This window comes from Ruegeria sp. BK1, from assembly GCF_056535645.1.
This window is the reverse complement of sequence record NZ_JBQFIS010000001.1, coordinates 1,865,137-1,881,357: the sequence shown is the minus strand read 5'-3', so window position 1 is coordinate 1,881,357 and position 16,221 is coordinate 1,865,137. Positions and strand designations below refer to the sequence as shown.

The 16,221-nt window shown below is 60.3% G+C and carries 17 protein-coding genes; 12 read left to right on the top strand and 5 right to left on the bottom strand.

The features are described 5' to 3' along the window. From ileS to ACR3E7_RS09410, 3 genes are all read left to right on the top strand, one after another. Nucleotides 1-2,904 (top strand): isoleucine--tRNA ligase, encoded by a 2,904-nt coding sequence (ileS, locus tag ACR3E7_RS09420; protein ID WP_480502802.1) that lies wholly within the window; start codon nt 1-3, stop codon nt 2,902-2,904. Nucleotides 2,905-3,029: 125 nt separating this feature from the next. Further along, nucleotides 3,030-3,485 (top strand): methylated-DNA--[protein]-cysteine S-methyltransferase, encoded by a 456-nt coding sequence (locus ACR3E7_RS09415; protein ID WP_170790375.1) that lies wholly within the window; start codon nt 3,030-3,032, stop codon nt 3,483-3,485. 76 nt (nt 3,486-3,561) lie between these two features. Continuing rightward, on the top strand, nt 3,562-4,029 hold the full coding sequence (locus tag ACR3E7_RS09410; RefSeq protein ID WP_170769948.1) for a hypothetical protein: 468 nt from the start codon (nt 3,562-3,564) through the stop codon (nt 4,027-4,029). Here the strand turns inward: ACR3E7_RS09410 and ACR3E7_RS09405 are convergent. The 4 genes from ACR3E7_RS09405 to fsa form a co-directional block, all read right to left on the bottom strand. Then, entirely contained in the window at nt 4,026-4,721 is a 696-nt protein-coding gene (locus ACR3E7_RS09405; protein ID WP_480502799.1) for a CDP-alcohol phosphatidyltransferase family protein, read from the bottom strand. The two genes, ACR3E7_RS09410 and ACR3E7_RS09405, sit on opposite strands and share 4 nt — an antisense overlap. Nucleotides 4,722-4,791: 70 nt before the next feature. Beyond that, the gene (locus ACR3E7_RS09400) at nt 4,792-5,712 is read right to left on the bottom strand and encodes a tyrosine recombinase XerC (protein WP_170790376.1); all 921 of its coding nucleotides are present in this window, start codon (nt 5,710-5,712) and stop codon (nt 4,792-4,794) included. After that, nucleotides 5,709-6,416, bottom strand: a complete 708-nt coding sequence (locus ACR3E7_RS09395) for a DUF484 family protein (protein WP_170769951.1) — start codon at nt 6,414-6,416, stop codon at nt 5,709-5,711. Before ACR3E7_RS09395 ends, ACR3E7_RS09400 begins: the two co-directional genes overlap by 4 nt. A gap of 199 nt (nt 6,417-6,615) precedes the next feature. Next, the gene (fsa, locus tag ACR3E7_RS09390) at nt 6,616-7,269 is read right to left on the bottom strand and encodes a fructose-6-phosphate aldolase (RefSeq protein ID WP_170354905.1); all 654 of its coding nucleotides are present in this window, start codon (nt 7,267-7,269) and stop codon (nt 6,616-6,618) included. Nucleotides 7,270-7,328: 59 nt separating this feature from the next. Here fsa and ACR3E7_RS09385 point away from each other — a divergent pair, with 59 nt between their 5' ends. From ACR3E7_RS09385 to ACR3E7_RS09370, 4 genes are all read left to right on the top strand, one after another. Beyond that, nucleotides 7,329-9,554, top strand: coding sequence for a primosomal protein N' (locus tag ACR3E7_RS09385; RefSeq protein WP_480502797.1), 2,226 nt, complete (start codon nt 7,329-7,331; stop codon nt 9,552-9,554). Between the two features lie 73 nt (nt 9,555-9,627). Then, the gene (locus ACR3E7_RS09380) at nt 9,628-10,860 is read left to right on the top strand and encodes an MFS transporter (RefSeq protein WP_480502796.1); all 1,233 of its coding nucleotides are present in this window, start codon (nt 9,628-9,630) and stop codon (nt 10,858-10,860) included. A 64-nt stretch (nt 10,861-10,924) separates the two neighbouring features. Continuing rightward, nucleotides 10,925-11,797 carry a 50S ribosomal protein L11 methyltransferase gene (locus tag ACR3E7_RS09375; protein WP_480502795.1) on the top strand — a complete coding sequence of 291 codons (873 nt, stop codon included), beginning with the start codon at nt 10,925-10,927 and terminating at the stop codon, nt 11,795-11,797. Then, on the top strand, nt 11,764-12,246 hold the full coding sequence (locus ACR3E7_RS09370; protein WP_237215610.1) for a hypothetical protein: 483 nt from the start codon (nt 11,764-11,766) through the stop codon (nt 12,244-12,246). The genes ACR3E7_RS09375 and ACR3E7_RS09370 overlap by 34 nt, the downstream gene beginning before the upstream one ends. A 104-nt stretch (nt 12,247-12,350) precedes the next feature. Here the strand turns inward: ACR3E7_RS09370 and ACR3E7_RS09365 are convergent, their stop codons facing one another. Beyond that, nucleotides 12,351-12,563, bottom strand: coding sequence for a DUF1127 domain-containing protein (locus tag ACR3E7_RS09365; RefSeq protein ID WP_170769956.1), 213 nt, complete (start codon nt 12,561-12,563; stop codon nt 12,351-12,353). A 332-nt stretch (nt 12,564-12,895) separates the two neighbouring features. Here ACR3E7_RS09365 and ruvC point away from each other — a divergent pair, with 332 nt between their 5' ends. The 5 genes from ruvC to ybgC all read left to right on the top strand — a co-directional run bounded on the left by ruvC (nt 12,896) and on the right by ybgC (nt 16,159). Then, entirely contained in the window at nt 12,896-13,393 is a 498-nt protein-coding gene (gene ruvC, locus ACR3E7_RS09360; protein WP_170769957.1) for a crossover junction endodeoxyribonuclease RuvC, read from the top strand. Beyond that, nucleotides 13,390-14,067, top strand: coding sequence for a Holliday junction branch migration protein RuvA (gene ruvA / locus ACR3E7_RS09355; RefSeq protein ID WP_170790379.1), 678 nt, complete (start codon nt 13,390-13,392; stop codon nt 14,065-14,067). Before ruvC ends, ruvA begins: the two co-directional genes overlap by 4 nt. Before the next feature lie 4 nt (nt 14,068-14,071). Continuing rightward, a complete protein-coding gene (ruvB, locus tag ACR3E7_RS09350) occupies nt 14,072-15,091 on the top strand; it encodes a Holliday junction branch migration DNA helicase RuvB (protein WP_170769959.1) in 1,020 nt (339 codons plus the stop codon). Between the two features lie 64 nt (nt 15,092-15,155). Continuing rightward, a complete protein-coding gene (locus tag ACR3E7_RS09345; RefSeq protein WP_170782890.1) occupies nt 15,156-15,779 on the top strand; it encodes a hypothetical protein in 624 nt (207 codons plus the stop codon). Continuing rightward, complete coding sequence (gene ybgC / locus ACR3E7_RS09340) at nt 15,776-16,159, top strand: tol-pal system-associated acyl-CoA thioesterase (protein ID WP_170782889.1); 384 nt, start codon at nt 15,776-15,778, stop codon at nt 16,157-16,159. Before ACR3E7_RS09345 ends, ybgC begins: the two co-directional genes overlap by 4 nt. The last annotated feature ends 62 nt before the right edge of the window (nt 16,160-16,221 follow it).

Sequence of the window (16,221 nt, the reverse complement as noted above, 5' to 3'; positions counted from 1 at the left end):
ATGTGCGCCGATACACCTGATTACAAAGACACGCTGAACCTGCCCAAAACCGATTTCCCCATGCGCGCTGGCCTGCCCAAGCGCGAACCTGCATGGCTGGAGCGTTGGGAGAAAATCGGCGTCTATGACCGCCTGCGCGAGAAGGAAGGCCGCACGCCCTTTACCCTGCACGATGGTCCCCCCTATGCCAACGGCCACCTGCATATCGGCCACGCGCTGAACAAGACCATCAAGGACATGATCGTGCGGAGCCATCAGATGATGGGCCACGACGCGCGTTACGTGCCCGGCTGGGACTGCCACGGCCTGCCCATCGAATGGAAGATCGAAGAGCAGTATCGCAAAAAAGGCAAGAACAAGGACGAGGTGAACATCGTCGATTTCCGTCAGGAATGCCGCAAGTTCGCCGAAGGCTGGATCGACATCCAGCGCGAAGAATTCAAGCGTCTGGGGATCACCGGCAATTGGCCTGACCCTTATATCACCATGGATTATCACGCCGAGGCCGTGATCGCCGATGAGTTCATGAAGTTCCTGATGAACGGCACGCTCTATCAGGGGTCCAAACCCGTGATGTGGTCGCCGGTCGAAAAGACCGCTCTGGCCGAGGCTGAGGTCGAGTATCACGACAAGGAAAGCTTCACCATCTGGGTGAAGTTCAAGGTCGTGAATGCAGGCGATCTGGATGATGCGTTTGTGGTGATCTGGACGACGACCCCTTGGACGATGCCGTCGAACAAGGCGGTCGTTTACGGCAAGGACATCGCGTATGGCCTTTACGAAGTCACCGGCGCGCCGGATGAATGCTGGGCCAAAGTAGGTGACAAATTCCTGCTGGCCGACAATCTGGCGGCGGATGTTCTGGGCCGTGCCCGTTTGAACGACGATCAGTGGACCCGCGTCCGCGACGTAACCACGGATGAGCTGGCAGGCGTGCAACTGACCCACCCGCTGGCCGGGGCCGAGGGCGGCAATGGCGAATGGGATGGCATCCGCGATTTCCGCGCCGCTGAATTTGTGACCGATACCGAAGGCACCGGTTTCGTTCACTGTGCGCCGTCGCACGGGATGGAGGAATTCGAGCTTTATCGCGATCTGGGTATGTTGGAACAGGTCATCACCTATAACGTGATGGATGACGGCTCGTTCCGTGCCGATCTGCCGTTCTTCGGTGGCAAATATATCCTGTCCCGCAAGGGCGGTGAAGGTGACGCGAACAAGGCGGTGATCGACAAGCTGGCCGAGGTTGGCGGGCTGCTGGCGCGGGGCAAGATCAAGCACAGCTATCCGCATTCGTGGCGTTCGAAGGCTCCGATCATCTATCGCAACACACCGCAGTGGTTTGCCTCCGTCGACCGCAAGCTGGACGACGGCTTGGGCGAGATGGGCGACACCATCCGCGAACGCGCCCTGCGCTCGATTGATGAGCTGGTGAAATGGACCCCGCAGACGGGTCGTAACCGCCTGTATTCGATGATCGAAGCCCGTCCGGACTGGGTGCTGTCACGCCAGCGTGCCTGGGGTGTGCCGCTGACTTGCTTCACCAAGAAGGGTGCCCTGCCCACCGACGCGGATTACCTGCTGCGCAATGCAGATTTGAACGCACGCATCAAGGCGGCGTTCGAGAAGGATGGCGCAGACGTTTGGTACACCGAGGGCTTTAAGGAAAAGATCCTCGACGGCATCGCCAACCCTGATGACTACGATCAGGTGTTCGATGTGCTGGACGTGTGGTTTGACTCGGGCTCGACGCACGCCTTTGTTCTGCGCGACCGTGAAGACGGGACCGAGGACGGTATCGCCGATGTCTACATGGAAGGTACTGACCAGCACCGCGGGTGGTTCCATTCGTCGATGCTGCAGGCCTGCGGGACCAAAGGCCGTGCGCCCTATCGCAACGTGGTGACCCATGGTTTCACGCTGGATGCCAAGGGCAACAAGATGTCCAAGTCGCTGGGCAACACCATCGTTCCGGAAGAGGTCGTCAAGCAATATGGTGCGGACATCCTGCGCCTGTGGGTGGCTCAGACTGACTATACCGCTGACCAGCGGATCGGGCCGGAGATTCTGAAGGGCACCGCCGACAGCTATCGCCGTCTGCGCAACACCATGCGGTTCATGCTGGGCTCGCTGGCTGATTTCACCGAGGCTGATCGCGTCGCGCCCGAAGATATGCCGCGTCTGGAACGCTGGGTTCTGAGCCGTCTGGCCGATCTGGATGAACAGGTGCGCAAGGGCTATGCCGCGTTCGATTTCCAGGGTGTGTTCAGCGCTGTGTTCACTTTTGCCACGGTAGATCTGTCCTCGTTCTATTTCGACGTCCGCAAGGATGCGCTCTATTGCGATGGCGACAACCTGCGTCGCCGTTCGGCCCGAACTGTGCTGGATATCCTCTTCCACCGCCTGACCACATGGCTGGCCCCGGTTCTGGTCTTTACCATGGAAGAGGTCTGGCTGGAGCGGTTTGGCGGTGATGACAGCTCGGTCCATCTGGTGGATTTCCCGGACACGCCGGCCGATTGGCGCGATGCGGAACTGGAAGCAAGCATGGCCAAGGTGCGCCGCGTGCGTCGTTCGGTGACGGCTGCGCTGGAGGTTCAGCGTCAGGACAAAGTCATCGGGTCCAGCCTTGAGGCCGCGCCGATCGTTTATGTTGAGGACCAGGAAACCCGTGATCTGCTGGCTACTTTCGATGTGGACGATATGTGCATCACCTCGGGGTTGACTGTTACGGGTGATCCGGCCCCGGCCGAGGCTTTCCGCGTCCCCGAGATTGAGGGCGTTGCGGTGGTGTTCGAAAAGGCCGAGGGCGAGAAGTGTCAGCGGTGCTGGAAAATCCTGCCGGATGTCGGGCGTCATGCTCATACGGGTGTCTGCGGGCGCTGTGACGAGGCGTTGGCGTAACGACTCTGGATTTGGAGTTCTGCGAGGCTCTGCCTCGCGCTCCGAGGTATTTTTGAACAGAAGAAGATTGGGGCGCAGCCTGTTGGGGGTTGCGCCTTTTCTCAATTCGCGGTCAGGTTCTGGCTATGCCGATGATTGCTGTCGATACGCGATTTGGACGTCTGGGGATTGAAGAGACGGGTGGTGCGATTACCCGTTTGGTCTGGGATGGACGCAATGAAGGTGAGGCGTCAGCCTTGTTGCGTGAGGCGGCAGCGCAGATGGCGGCCTATGATCAGGCGCGGTTGGAGCGGTTTGATCTGCCTTATCGTGTGGCCGGTTCTGACTTTCAGCGGCAGGTATGTGATCTGATGTATGCGATTCCACTGGGCGAGACTGTGACCTATGGGGATATTGCCAAACAGCTTGGTCGCCCGGCGCAACCTGTGGGGCAGGCCTGTGGGGCGAACCCGATCCCGGTCATTATTCCGTGCCATCGGGTGTTGGGGGCAAATGGATTGGGTGGGTTTTCCGGTGACGGCGGCGTGGAGACCAAGGTGGCCTTGTTGCGGCACGAGGGCGCGGCAGGGTTGCTGATCTGAGAGTGGAAAGCTATTGCAATCCATTCGCTTGCGTCCCAACTTGTATCACATAGAGAATTCGAAGGATGTTTTTGGCATGACCGTTCAAGCCGACCCCGCCGCGCGCAAGAAAGCCATTATTGACCGTTTGATGTCACTGGAAGAACAGGAGCTGGCGACCGCGCAGGCGCATTACGATGCGTTTCTGAAGGATTCTCAATTGGACGACCGGGAAGGGCACGACAAGGATGATATCGCGGCTTCGCGTGAGAATGCGGATCTGGCGGCGGCTTTCGACGCGCCCTTGCAAGCGCATCATGCCAAGATCGACGTGATCGAGAACACCGATTTTGGGCTGACCGATACAGTCCAGCCCGGTGCCGTTGTAAAGTTTAACAACCGGAGTTTTGTGGTCTGTGTGTCGACAACGCGGTTCGATGTGGACGGGACGACCTATATGGGGATTTCGACCCAAAGCCCGATCTATCTGGCGATGACCGGCCTGCAGGAGGGCGACGTGTTCACCCATAACGGGACCGAGTTTGAGGTCGAGGAAATCCTTTAGGCTTTATGCTGTGGGATCACCTGTTGGGCGATCCCTGCAAAGACTAGGTACAGGCTGGTGATCACCAGCCCCCAATGCGCCCAGCTTTCGGGATGAAAATCCACCCAGGCCGCCCATCCGGCGAAAAAGGTCCAGGCGAGGGCCATGGGGAGGGTGACGCTGCGCCAACGCTCGGTCCGGACGGGATGCACGAATTTTAACGGCAGGAACATGGCCAGAGCCAGTAGGGAGACCATGAGCAGGATGACCCAGAAATTGGGTTCGAGTGCGAAGGTCACAATGACAAACATGTTCCAGCAGCCGGGAAAGCCCGAGAACGAGTTGTCCTTGGTCTTCATCCGAGTGTCCGCGAAATACATCGCGCTGGCGAAGGTGATGACGATGATCGCAAACCAGCCGGTCCAGCCATCCATCAGCCCGGATTTAAACAGGGCGAAGGCGGGAATGAATACATAAGTCAGGTAATCGATAATCAGATCCAGCAATACGCCGTCAAACTCGGGGGCGTTTTTCTTGACGTGATAGTGCCGCGCCAGTGGGCCGTCGATGCCATCGACAATAAAGGACACGACCAGCCACAGATACATCAGACTCCATTTTTCTTCGACAGCGGCCAGCATGGCCAGCATCGCGAAAACGGCGCCGGTTGCAGTAAAGAGATGGACGGAGAGAGCTTTGAATCTGAGTGTCATGCGCGTGTCATGTACGATGCGTGTCCAAGATGCAAAGCAAAATGCCCTGTTTGGTGAAATTGCAATTGTGTCAGGCTTTCGGGTGAGTGCGGTCGTAGACTTCCATCAACCGGGCGGTGTCCACGGCGGTGTAGGTTTGCGTGGTCGACAGAGAGGCATGCCCCAGCAATTCCTGTATGGCGCGAAGATCGCCGCCCGCAGACAGCAGGTGCGTGGCAAAGCTGTGGCGCAACGCATGTGGGGTGGCCGTCGCGGGCAGGCCCAACTGCTGACGCGCCTTGGCCATGACGCCCTGAATGGCACGCGGGTTCAGCGCCCCGCCGCGGACACCACGAAACAATGGCTTGGTCTTGTCCAGCGGATGAGGGCAGAGCGCCAGATACCGGTCCAGAGCTGCTTGTGCGGCGGGCAGGACCGGGACGATGCGCTCCTTGTTGCCTTTGCCAACAATTCGCAGCGATTGTGGCAGGGGGGCGTCAGCGCCGGTCAGCGACAGCGCCTCGGAAATCCGCAACCCGCAACCATAGAGCAATGTGACCACGGCCACGTCGCGCGCAGAGACCCAATCATTGGTCGATTGCAGTTCGACCGTTTCGATCAGGGCGCGGGCAGCATCTTCGTCGACGGGGCGGGGCAGTTTCTTGGTGAATTTGGGCGCGCGGGTCGACAAGACCGCGGTCGGCTCGAACCCTTCACGTTCTGCCAGCCAGCGGTAGAAGCTTTTGACAGCCGACAACTTGCGCGCCAGCGAACGCGCGCCGACGCCCGAGCCGCGCTGATCCGCCATCCAAGCCCGCATATCGGATACGGTGATCCGAGCCAGTGCTGCCAAACCCTGACGCTCGCTATGGTGCAGGGTCATAAAGGATAGGAAATCATTCACGTCGCTGCGGTAGGCGGCCTGAGTATTGGTTGATCGGCCTGAAAGCGCGACGAGACCCTCCAGCCAGTGCTGCAACGCGTCGCGGCAGGCCGGAGAGATCAGGCTCATGACAGCCAGTTGCGCATGGACCGTTCAAAAACACCGGCAAAGAAGGTCAGCAGGTCGGTGCCAAGTTGCGGTGAAAAGTGGTTGGGGTCTTTCGCGCTCATGATGATCATGCCGGGCAGGCGGCCTTCGCCCAAGTCCAGCCGCATACAGGCTTCGGACCGCAGGTGATCGGCCTGATCGCCGAAGATGCGGTGTGTGGGGTGGATGACCTCGCGCAGCACGACTTCGCGGGCAGGGCCGCTGCGATCGAAAGTCAGGTAGTTGTCGACAAAGCCGGGCTCGACTACGGCCAGCGCTCCGCCCAGTTTTTCGATCGCGGGGTCTTCCTGCAGGACGGTGGTTTCCAGGACCAGCGTAATCCGATCCACGCGCAGAATTTCGGCGACGTCTGAGCCAAGGGTGGTCAGGAAGTCCTCGAACCCTGTGGGCTCCAGCAGGCGCAGGATTGCGCGGTGCACCTGATTGGTACCCGCAAGGTTTTCATAAGCGGCCGCGATGACCGAGCGGTGGGTGTCTTCAAGCCGATCCAGCCGCGCTTCGAGCCGCTGCATGGCGATGCCGCGCAGGTCGACGATGTTATCTCCGCGCGCTTGTTCATTGGCGGCGACGAGGGCCTGCATCAGGTCCTTGTCGTCCAGCACGGCGTCAGGCTCGGCCAGAATCGCCTCGCGGAGAGTGTCCTTGAGTTTGGTATTGCTGCTCATGTCCCGTCCGGTCTTTTTTATGTTTTGCGGCCTTATAACACGGCTGGACCGATTTGCCTTGGGAAAAGTGAGCCTTTGGTTGGATTTCCCGTCATTTGCGCGACGGGGCCTCTCCCGCCTGCAAGACCCTGATCTGCGATCAGGGCTGGCAGTTGGGCCGGGCGCGGTGCCTGGCAGCACCGCGCGGCAGTGTCAGGGATCAGAGGATTTTCTGACCGGTCTTGGCCCAGTCGGCCAGGAAGGTTTCAAGCCCCTTGTCGGTCAGCGGGTGATCGGCCAGTTTCTTGATTACGGCAGGCGGAGCGGTGATCACGTCGGCGCCGATGCGGGCGCTGTCTGTTACGTGGTTCACGGTGCGGATGGATGCGGCCAGAATTTCGGTCTCGAATCCGTAATTGTCATAGATCTGGCGGATATCAGCGATCAGATCCATGCCGTCGAGGTTGATATCGTCCAGACGGCCGATGAAGGGCGAGATAAAGGTCGCGCCCGCCTTGGCGGCGAGCAGTGCCTGATTGGCCGAGAAGCAGAGCGTGACGTTGACCATCTGGCCTTCGTCGGACAGGGTTTTACAGGTTTTCAGCCCCGCCCATGTCAGCGGAACCTTCACGGCGATGTTCGGCGCGATCTGGGCCAGCTTACGGCCTTCGGCGATCATGTCGTCGGCCTCGGTCGCGACGACTTCGGCGGATACGGGGCCGTCGACCAGATCACAGATCTCTTTGGTGACTTCTAGAATGTCGCGGCCCGATTTCAGGATCAGCGAGGGGTTGGTGGTCACACCGTCTACCATTCCCAGATCGTTCAGTTCGGCGATGGCGTCGATCTCGGCGGTATCTACGAAGAATTTCATGCGGGCAGTCCTTTGATGGGTTGGCCTTGGTTGCGGATGGCTTTACCCCAATAACACCGATGCTGAAACCCCCGACCCGAGGAGATGCGGTGAGCGCGCAGGAGTATTTCGATCAGGGTGAGCTGGTGGCTGTGCTGACCACACAGCCCTTGGACCGGACGCTGGATTACAAAGCGCCCGAGGGCGGGTGTTTTCTGGGCGCGTTTGTCGAGGTGCCGCTGGGCCCGCGCAAGGTTCTGGGTGTGGTTTGGGGGCCGGGGCAGGGCGGTTTTGATCTGGCCAAGGCGCGATCCGTGATCCGTGTGCTAGAGGTCGCGCCGATGCGCGAAGAGATGCGGTTGTTTCTGGGCAAGGTGGCCGATTACACGCTGACACCGATGCCTGCGATGCTGCGCTTGGCGACCCGTGCGCCTGGGCTGGGCGATCCGCCGTCGATGCGGAAAATCTATCGTTTGGGCGGTGCCGAGCCAGACCGCATGACCGATGCGCGGACCCGCGTGCTTGAGGTGCTGCGCGACTACGGCGGCTTGGCGTTCACGTTAAAGGAGTTGGCCGAGCAGGCGGGGGTGACGTCCTCGGTCGTCAAGGGGTTGGTCAAGCAAGGCGCAGTGCGCGAGGAAGACAGCCCACGTGATTTGCCCTATCCCCGGCTGGACCCGGACTTGCCGGGCAAGGCGTTGACTGACGATCAGGCCTCCGCGGTCGCGCGCCTGCAGGCTGGGCAACGTTCCGGGGATTATGGGACAACGTTGCTGAAGGGTGTCACTGGCTCGGGCAAGACCGAGGTTTACCTAGAGGCCGTCGCCGAAGCCCTGCGCATGGGGCGGCAAGCGCTGGTTCTGCTGCCCGAGATCGCCCTGACCGCCGAATTCCTGACGCGGGTCGAGGCTCGGTTCGGCGCGCGGCCTGCCGAATGGCACTCGGGTGCGACCATGACCGAACGCCGGCGGGTCTGGCGCATGGTTGGGCAGGGGGAAGCGCAACTGGTCGTCGGCGCGCGTTCGGCGCTGTTTCTTCCGTTCCGCGATCTGGGGCTGGTGGTGGTCGATGAAGAACACGACACCTCTTACAAACAGGAAGACGGCGTGCATTACAGCGCGCGGGATATGGCGGTGCTGCGGTCCTCGGTCTGCGGGGCGCGCGTGATTCTGGCCAGTGCGACGCCGTCGCTGGAAAGCTGGGCGAATGCCGAGGCCGGCAAGTATGAGCGGCTGGACCTGACCTCGCGCTTTGGGGCGGCGGTGCTGCCAGAGATGAAACCCATCGATATGCGGGCCGAGCAGATGCAGCCGGGGACATGGATTTCCCCGTCGCTGCGGCAGGCGGTACGGCAGCGGATCGAACGCGGGGAACAGTCGCTGCTGTTCATCAACCGCCGTGGCTATGCGCCGGTGACGCTGTGCCGGGCGTGCGGGGAGCAGATCGCCTGTGATCATTGCGATGCGCGGATGGTTGAACACCGGTTTCTCAAACGACTGATGTGCCATCAATGCGGCGAGACGAAGCCGATGCCCGACACCTGCCCATCCTGTCAGGTTGAGGGCAAGCTGGCCCCGGTCGGGCCGGGGATCGAACGGCTGGCAGAAGAAGCCGAGGCGACGTTTCCTGAGGCCAAGATCGCGATGCTGAGTTCTGATCTGTTCGGCTCGGCCCGCGCGTTAAAGGCCAAGATCGAAGAGATTGCCGAGGGCGATGCGGATATCGTCATCGGTACGCAGCTGGTGGCCAAGGGGCACAACTTTCCCAAGCTGACACTGGTGGGGGTGATTGATGCCGACCTTTCTCTGCACGGGGCGGACCTGCGAGCGGCGGAACGCACGTTCCAGCTTATGCGGCAAGTTGCGGGCCGGGCCGGGCGGGCGGATAAGCCGGGGCAGGCACTGTTGCAGACGTTTCAGCCTGAACACCCGGTGATCCGCGCCATTCTGTCAGGCGATGAAGAAGGGTTCTGGAAGGCCGAGGCCGCCGGGCGTCAGGCCGCAGGCGTCCCGCCCTATGGGCGCATGGCCGGGATCGTGCTGTCCGGGCCCGAGGTCGGTCCGGTTTTCGACATCGGCAACGCGATGGCACGCAACGATGCGCCGCTACGTGCTATAGATGCCCAAGTCTTCGGACCTGCGCCCGCGCCAATAGCACGAATACGCGGGCGGCACCGTGTACGCCTGCTGGTCAAAGCCCCCAAAGGCGCGCCGATTCAGGATGCTATCGCCCGCTGGATTGCGCCCCTGCGTCTGAAGGGCGATATCCGCCTGACCGTCGATATCGACCCGCAGAGTTTTTACTGACCTCTGCACCGGTGCAGACCGCCTGTGCGTCTGCCCCCTCGCCAAACCGAAAAAATGAGCGTAGAGCGGTGTCATGCTGAAACCCATGCCGCTCTCTGATGCGCAGAGCCTTCCGTTCTGGCACCGTCCCATAACGCTCTTGTTCATGATGGCGTTGATGATGCCCATTGCGTTTAACGCATGGAGCGCGCTGCTGAACAATTTCGTCATCGAGGTCGCGAATTTCGACGGCGCAGACATAGGCCTGCTGCATACGGTGCGTGAAATTCCCGGATTTCTGGCCGTAGGCGTGATCGCGGTGATCATCTTTATCCGCGAGCAAGTGCTGGCGATGATCTCGCTGATGATGCTGGGCGTTGCGACGGCAATCACTGCGTGGTTCCCCAGCCTTGGCGGGCTGCTGTTCGTGACGCTGTTCAGCTCGATAGGGTTTCACTACTACGAGACGGTAAACCAGTCGCTGCAACTGCAATGGTTGCCCAAGGATCGTGCGCCGCAGGTGTTGGGCTGGCTGGTCGCGATGGGCTCAGCGGCGACAGCACTGGTGTACGGTTTGATCGTGCTGACATGGGACCGGTTCGATCTGTCCTATAACTTCGTCTTCATGGCAGCGGGCGGCGTGACGGCCCTGTTGGCGCTGTTCTGCCTGCTGGCTTACCCGCAATTCGATGCGCCGACGCCGCAGACCAAGAAACTGATCCTGCGCAAACGCTATTGGCTGTATTACGCCCTGCAATTCATGGCCGGTGCCCGGCGGCAGATCTTTGTCGTCTTCGCAGGCTTCATGATGGTCGAGAAATTTGGGTTCGAGGTGCATGAGCTAACCAGCCTCTATCTGATCAATCTGGTGATCAACATGGCCGCCGCTCCGATGCTGGGCAAAGCCGTGTCCGTGTTCGGCGAGCGCCGCACGCTGATCTTCGAATATGCCGGTCTGGCCATCGTGTTCGCGGCCTATGGCGGCATCTATTGGTTTGGCTGGGGCGTGGTGCTGGCCGCGATCCTTTATGTGATTGACCATGTGCTGTTCGCGCTGGCATTGGCGCTGAAAACCTATTTCCAGAAAATCGCCGACCCTGCCGATATCGCACCAACCGCAGCCGTGGCGTTCACGATCAACCACATCGCCGCCGTGTTTCTGCCGGCGTTGCTGGGTTTGCTGTGGGTGGTCTCGCCTGGCGCGGTGTTTACGCTGGCGGCAGCGATGGCGATGATCTCGCTGACCTTGTCGTTGCTGATCCCGCGCCACCCCGAGCCGGGCAATGAAACCATCCTGTCAAAATACGCCCCGGCCCCTGCGGAATAAGCCAGCGCTTGACCTTGCCTGCCCGGCAGCCTAGGCGCAGGGGAAACCCAAACAGGAGGCCCCCATGCCCACATTCACTGCGCTGACCACTCTGATGGGCAAGAAAGCCGCCGAAGGCTTGGGCGAAGCAATGGAGCGTCTGGAGCCGGAACCTACCGGCGTTGGTGTGTTCGAGGTCGAGGACGGCTCGGGCCTATGGGAGGTTGGCGGCTATTTCACCGAAACCCCAGATGAAACCGCGCTGGCCGTTCTGGCCGCCGCGTTCCAAGCCAAGCCCTTTGTCGTCTCGGAGCTGCCCGAAACCGATTGGGTCGCCCATGTGCGTCGCGAACTGGCTCCGGTCGAGGCCGGGCGCTTCTTTGTTTACGGCAGTCACGACGCCGACAAATTGCCTGAAGATCGCATTCCCCTGCTGATCGAGGCCGCGATGGCCTTTGGCACCGGGCATCACGGCACCACACTTGGTTGCCTCAAGGCGCTGGATCATCTGCTGAATGAGGGGTTCGAGGCGACAAAAGTGGCCGATATCGGCTGTGGCACCGCCGTTCTGGCCATGGCCGCCGCGCGGGTCTGGGATGGCGATATCATCGCCAGCGATATTGATCAGGTGGCCGTCGATGTGGCCGAGGCGAACCTGAAAGCCAATGGCATGGCCGGTCAGGTGCAGTGCGTCGAGGCTGCCGGGTTCGGTCACCCCGACCTGAAAGCCCACGCGCCCTATGACCTGATCTTTGCCAATATCCTCAAGGGGCCGCTGGTCGCGTTGTCGCCGGAAATTGGGGCGAATCTGCGGGCAGGGGGGTACGCGATCTTGTCGGGAATCCTCAATGAACAGGCCGATGATGTGGTTTCCGTTTATTCACAAAACGGGTTCAATCTGGCCCGTCGGGACGAGATTGGCGAATGGACGACGCTAATCTTAAGCAAACAGGGCTAAAATCGGGCCATTTACAGGAGTTTTATGGATTCCTGCCACTTTTTTGGCGCAATCTCTGTCTACCGTTCAAAGATGCATATCGGGGGCGGTTATTGGAGGCTGCCATGACTGGAAAACAACTGGAATTTGATCAGCGCGTTCATCGTCTGAACAAAAAACACGCGAAACTCAGCCGTGGTTATCGTGCGACGATGCGCAAAGATGGCCTGGTGGTGATGAGGCCGCAGCGCGTTCAGTCTGCGGTGCCTGCCAAAGTGTTGCTGATGTGCCTTGTGGGCTTTTTTGCATTCAAGACCTTTCTTTTAGCGAGCCTTGGGCCGTCCGCCTATGAATACCGCGTTGACAGTCTGAGCCAAGGGACGTCGGTCGAACAGGCTGGGGCCTGGATCATGCAGATTGACCCGATTTCTGCCTTTCTGGCCGCGCAGGTCTCAAGCTATCTGCCCTGATTTTTTGCAAATCTGAATCAGAAACGCCGCGCATAAATCAATGCGCGGCGTTCTGCTTTGCCCCCGAGGGAGGAGATAGGGGCGTGTGAGTGGTGGTCTAGATCTTACCGGCGGCTATCCGCTACGACGTCAATATCGCCGCGGCACATGCCAATATCGTCCAGTTCACGGTCACTCAGACCGCTCAGCGCGTTGCGGGTCACGCGGGCGTCGTTCCATTCCACAACGGCGTTCACAACCGCTGCAAAAAATCCGCCGATACGGCCAGCAAGGCCGAACGAGCCAGTGGTGGCGCGGGTGGTATCCAGTACGGCCATATCCTGTTTCCTTCTGGTTAGAGTTCAGTTTCAATCCTTCGTTTGAGCGGCATTTAGGGATGTCGATCTGACACCACAAGCGACGAAATTGCATGTGTCCTATGCGTTTTCTGCAATGCTCTGAAAACGTGAAAGCCCCTTAATTTACTGGTCATTTTTGCTTAATCAAACACGTCGAATTCAGGCATTTCGCGGTCGCAAACAGGCCATTGTGTCGCCCCTCGAGCAGGTCTGTCGTTTTTGGACTTTCCGTCAATTCGCTTGGAAAATGTTCACGCTTCGTGCTAACCCGTAAGAAAGATCACAAAAACCCGAGCAGGCTGGGGCACAACATGCGGATTTTGGGCATTGATCCGGGGCTGAGAACCCTGGGATGGGGCGTCATCGAATCGCATGGCAGCCGCCTGAGCCACGTGGCCAACGGGCTATGCAAATCCGACGGTGATGATTTGGGCGAGCGGTTGTTGTCTCTGCACAACCAGATTGTCGAGGTGATCGCCGAACACACGCCCGATCAGGCCGCGATCGAACAGACTTTCGTGAACAAGGACGGTGCGGGCACGTTGAAACTGGGCCAGGCGCGCGGGGTTGCGCTTCTGACGCTCGCGCAAGCCGGGTTGCCGGTAGGGGAATATGCGCCCAACCGGGTCAAGAAAACAGTTGTGGGCGTGGGGCATGCCGAGAAAGAGCAAGTCTTGCACATGGTCAAGCTGCAACTGCCGGGGTGTCAGCCCAAGGGCGCAGATGCGGCAGATGCGCTGGCGATTGCGATCTGCCATTCCTACTATGGCGCAGCGCCGCAGGCGCGGATGAAAGAGGTGCGGGCATGATCGGAAAACTCACTGGACGCCTGGATTACCGCGCAGCAGACCACGTGCTGATCGACGTGCGCGGGGTTGGTTATATCGTCTATTGCTCGGACCGGACCATGGCGGCTCTGCCGGGCGTGGGGGAGGCGGTCTCGATCTACACGGACATGGTGGTGCGCGAAGACCTGATGCAGCTTTATGGGTTTCTGTCTTTGGTCGAGAAGGAATGGCACCGCCTGCTGTGTTCGGTGCAGGGGGTGGGGGCCAAAGTGTCTTTGGCGATCCTGTCTGCGCTGGGCCCGGATGGGGTCAGCCGTGCGATTGCCTTGGGTGATTGGGGCGCGGTCAAGGCGGCCAAAGGCGTGGGGCCGAAAACCGCGCAGCGCATCGTATTGGACCTGAAGGACAAAGCGCCGGGCGTGATGGCCATGGGCGGCACCGTGACCGAGGCGATGGACGGCCCTGTGCCTGAGCCGGTCGAACTGATTGAGCCAGCGCCTGCGCCCAAACGCGCTGCGAAACCGGCCTCGGGCAATGCGGCGGCCTCGGCTGGTGCGTTGTCGGCCCTGTCGAACCTCGGCTATGGCCCGTCCGAGGCGGCCTCGGCCGTGGCCGAAGCGGCCGCCAGCCTGCCGGACGCCGGTGAGGCTGATCTGATCCGGGCGGCGTTGAAACTGCTGGCTCCGAAAGGCTGAATGGATGACTGACGCCGATCCCACTCTGCGCCCGGACCCTTTGCCCGAGGATAACGACCGCGCCCTACGCCCTCAGGGGTTGGACGAGTTCATCGGTCAGGCCGAGGCGCGGGCGAACCTGCGCATTTTCATCCAGTCGGCTCGTCAGCGGGGCGAGGCGATGGACCATACGCTGTTTCATGGCCCTCCGGGCCTTGGCAAGACGACGCTGGCGCAGATCATGGCGCGCGAGTTGGGGGTGAATTTCCGCATGACCTCTGGCCCGGTGCTGGCCAAGGCCGGGGATTTGGCGGCAATCCTGACCAATCTGGAATCGCGCGACGTGCTGTTCATCGACGAGATTCACCGCCTGAACCCGGCGGTCGAAGAGGTGCTGTACCCGGCGATGGAAGATTTTGAGCTGGATCTGGTGATCGGCGAAGGCCCCGCCGCGCGCACCGTGCGGATCGAACTTCAGCCCTTTACGCTTGTCGGTGCCACCACGCGAATGGGTCTGCTGACCACACCCTTGCGCGACCGTTTCGGCATTCCGACTCGGCTGCAATTCTACACGGTCGATGAATTGCACGAGATCGTCACCCGCAACGCCCGCAAACTGGGGGCACCTGCGGATGACGCAGGCGCGCGCGAGATCGCGCGGCGGTCGCGCGGGACGCCTCGGATCGCGGGACGTTTGCTGCGGCGCGTGGTGGACTTTGCCATCGTTGAAGGCGACGGGCGGATCACGCGGGATCTGGCCGATGGTGCTTTGACCCGTTTGGGCGTGGACAATCTGGGGCTGGACGGGGCCGACCGGCGGTATCTGAAGCTGATCGCCGAGAACTACGCCGGTGGACCAGTGGGGATCGAAACCCTTTCAGCAGCGTTGTCGGAAAGCCGGGATTCGCTTGAGGAAGTGATTGAGCCCTATTTGTTGCAGCAGGGTTTGATCCAGCGCACACCGCGCGGGCGGATGCTGGCACAAAAGGCGTGGACGCATTTGGGTATGGCAGCGCCTCGGGGGCAAAGCGATCTGTTTGGTTGAATTGTAGTGCTAGGGATTTTAAGCCTCCGGCGGTCATATTTGAAACGAGAAGAAGGGTCTGCGCGTGACACCTGATCAAATCGAAGCGCTGTTCACCCGCGAAAGCGGCGAGTTTTTGTTCGCACGTTGGGGGCGTCCGATTGTGCCCATCGTTTTCGGGGTGGAAGATGACACCTTGGCCACGGTCAAAGGGGCGTTCGAAGCGGTCGTCACGCTGGCCGGTCACAAAATGGCGGAAACGGACCCTGAACTAGGGGCCAACTGCATGGTGTTCTTCTTCCGGGACTGGAATGAGCTGTTGGAAGTGCCGGACCTCGATCGTCTTGTCCCGGACCTAGCACCTTTGGTCGAACGACTGGTTGCGGTAGATGCCAACCAATATCGTATCTTCCGGTTCGAGGAAGACGGCGCAATCCGTGCCGCGTTCGTGTTTTTGCGAATGGACAAAGAGCTGTCGAAGGTGCCTGCCGAAACCCTGGCGCTCAGCCAGGTGGTGCAAACCGTTTTGCTATGGTCCGACACGGCATTTCGCACGCAATCACCTTTGGCGGTGGCGGGTGAGGCTACGATTTTGAGACCTGATATTGCAGGGCTGATCCGCGCGGCCTACGATCCGGTATTGCCGGGTGCGGCGCAGGATGCCTCTCATGCGTTGCGCCTGTTTGCCAGATTGGAGCAACCGCAATGACCCATACCTATGCCGTCCGGGTTTTCTATGAAGACACCGATATGGGGGGTGTGGTCTATCACGCGAACTATCTGAAATTCATCGAGAGGGCGCGCTCGGACTATGTGCGCAATATCGGTAACGACCAGAATGCGATGCGCGATGCGGGTATTGTCTGGGTCGTGCGTAAGATCGAGGCCGAATATCTGGCCCCTGCGAAATTCGATGATGAGTTGACGATTGAAACCTGGATCACGTCGCTGTCTGGCGCGCGGCTGACGATGGCGCAGCGGGTGACACGGGGCGAGACCGAAGTTTTCACCGCCTCGGTCACGGCGGTCTGCATGAATGCGCAGGGCAAACCGGTGCGTCTTCCGGCAGAGATTCGCGCATTGATGTAACATTTTGCGGGACCGGGGTGGTTCTGTTGGCTTTTCATATCCAACTGCGTTAGCGTTTATCA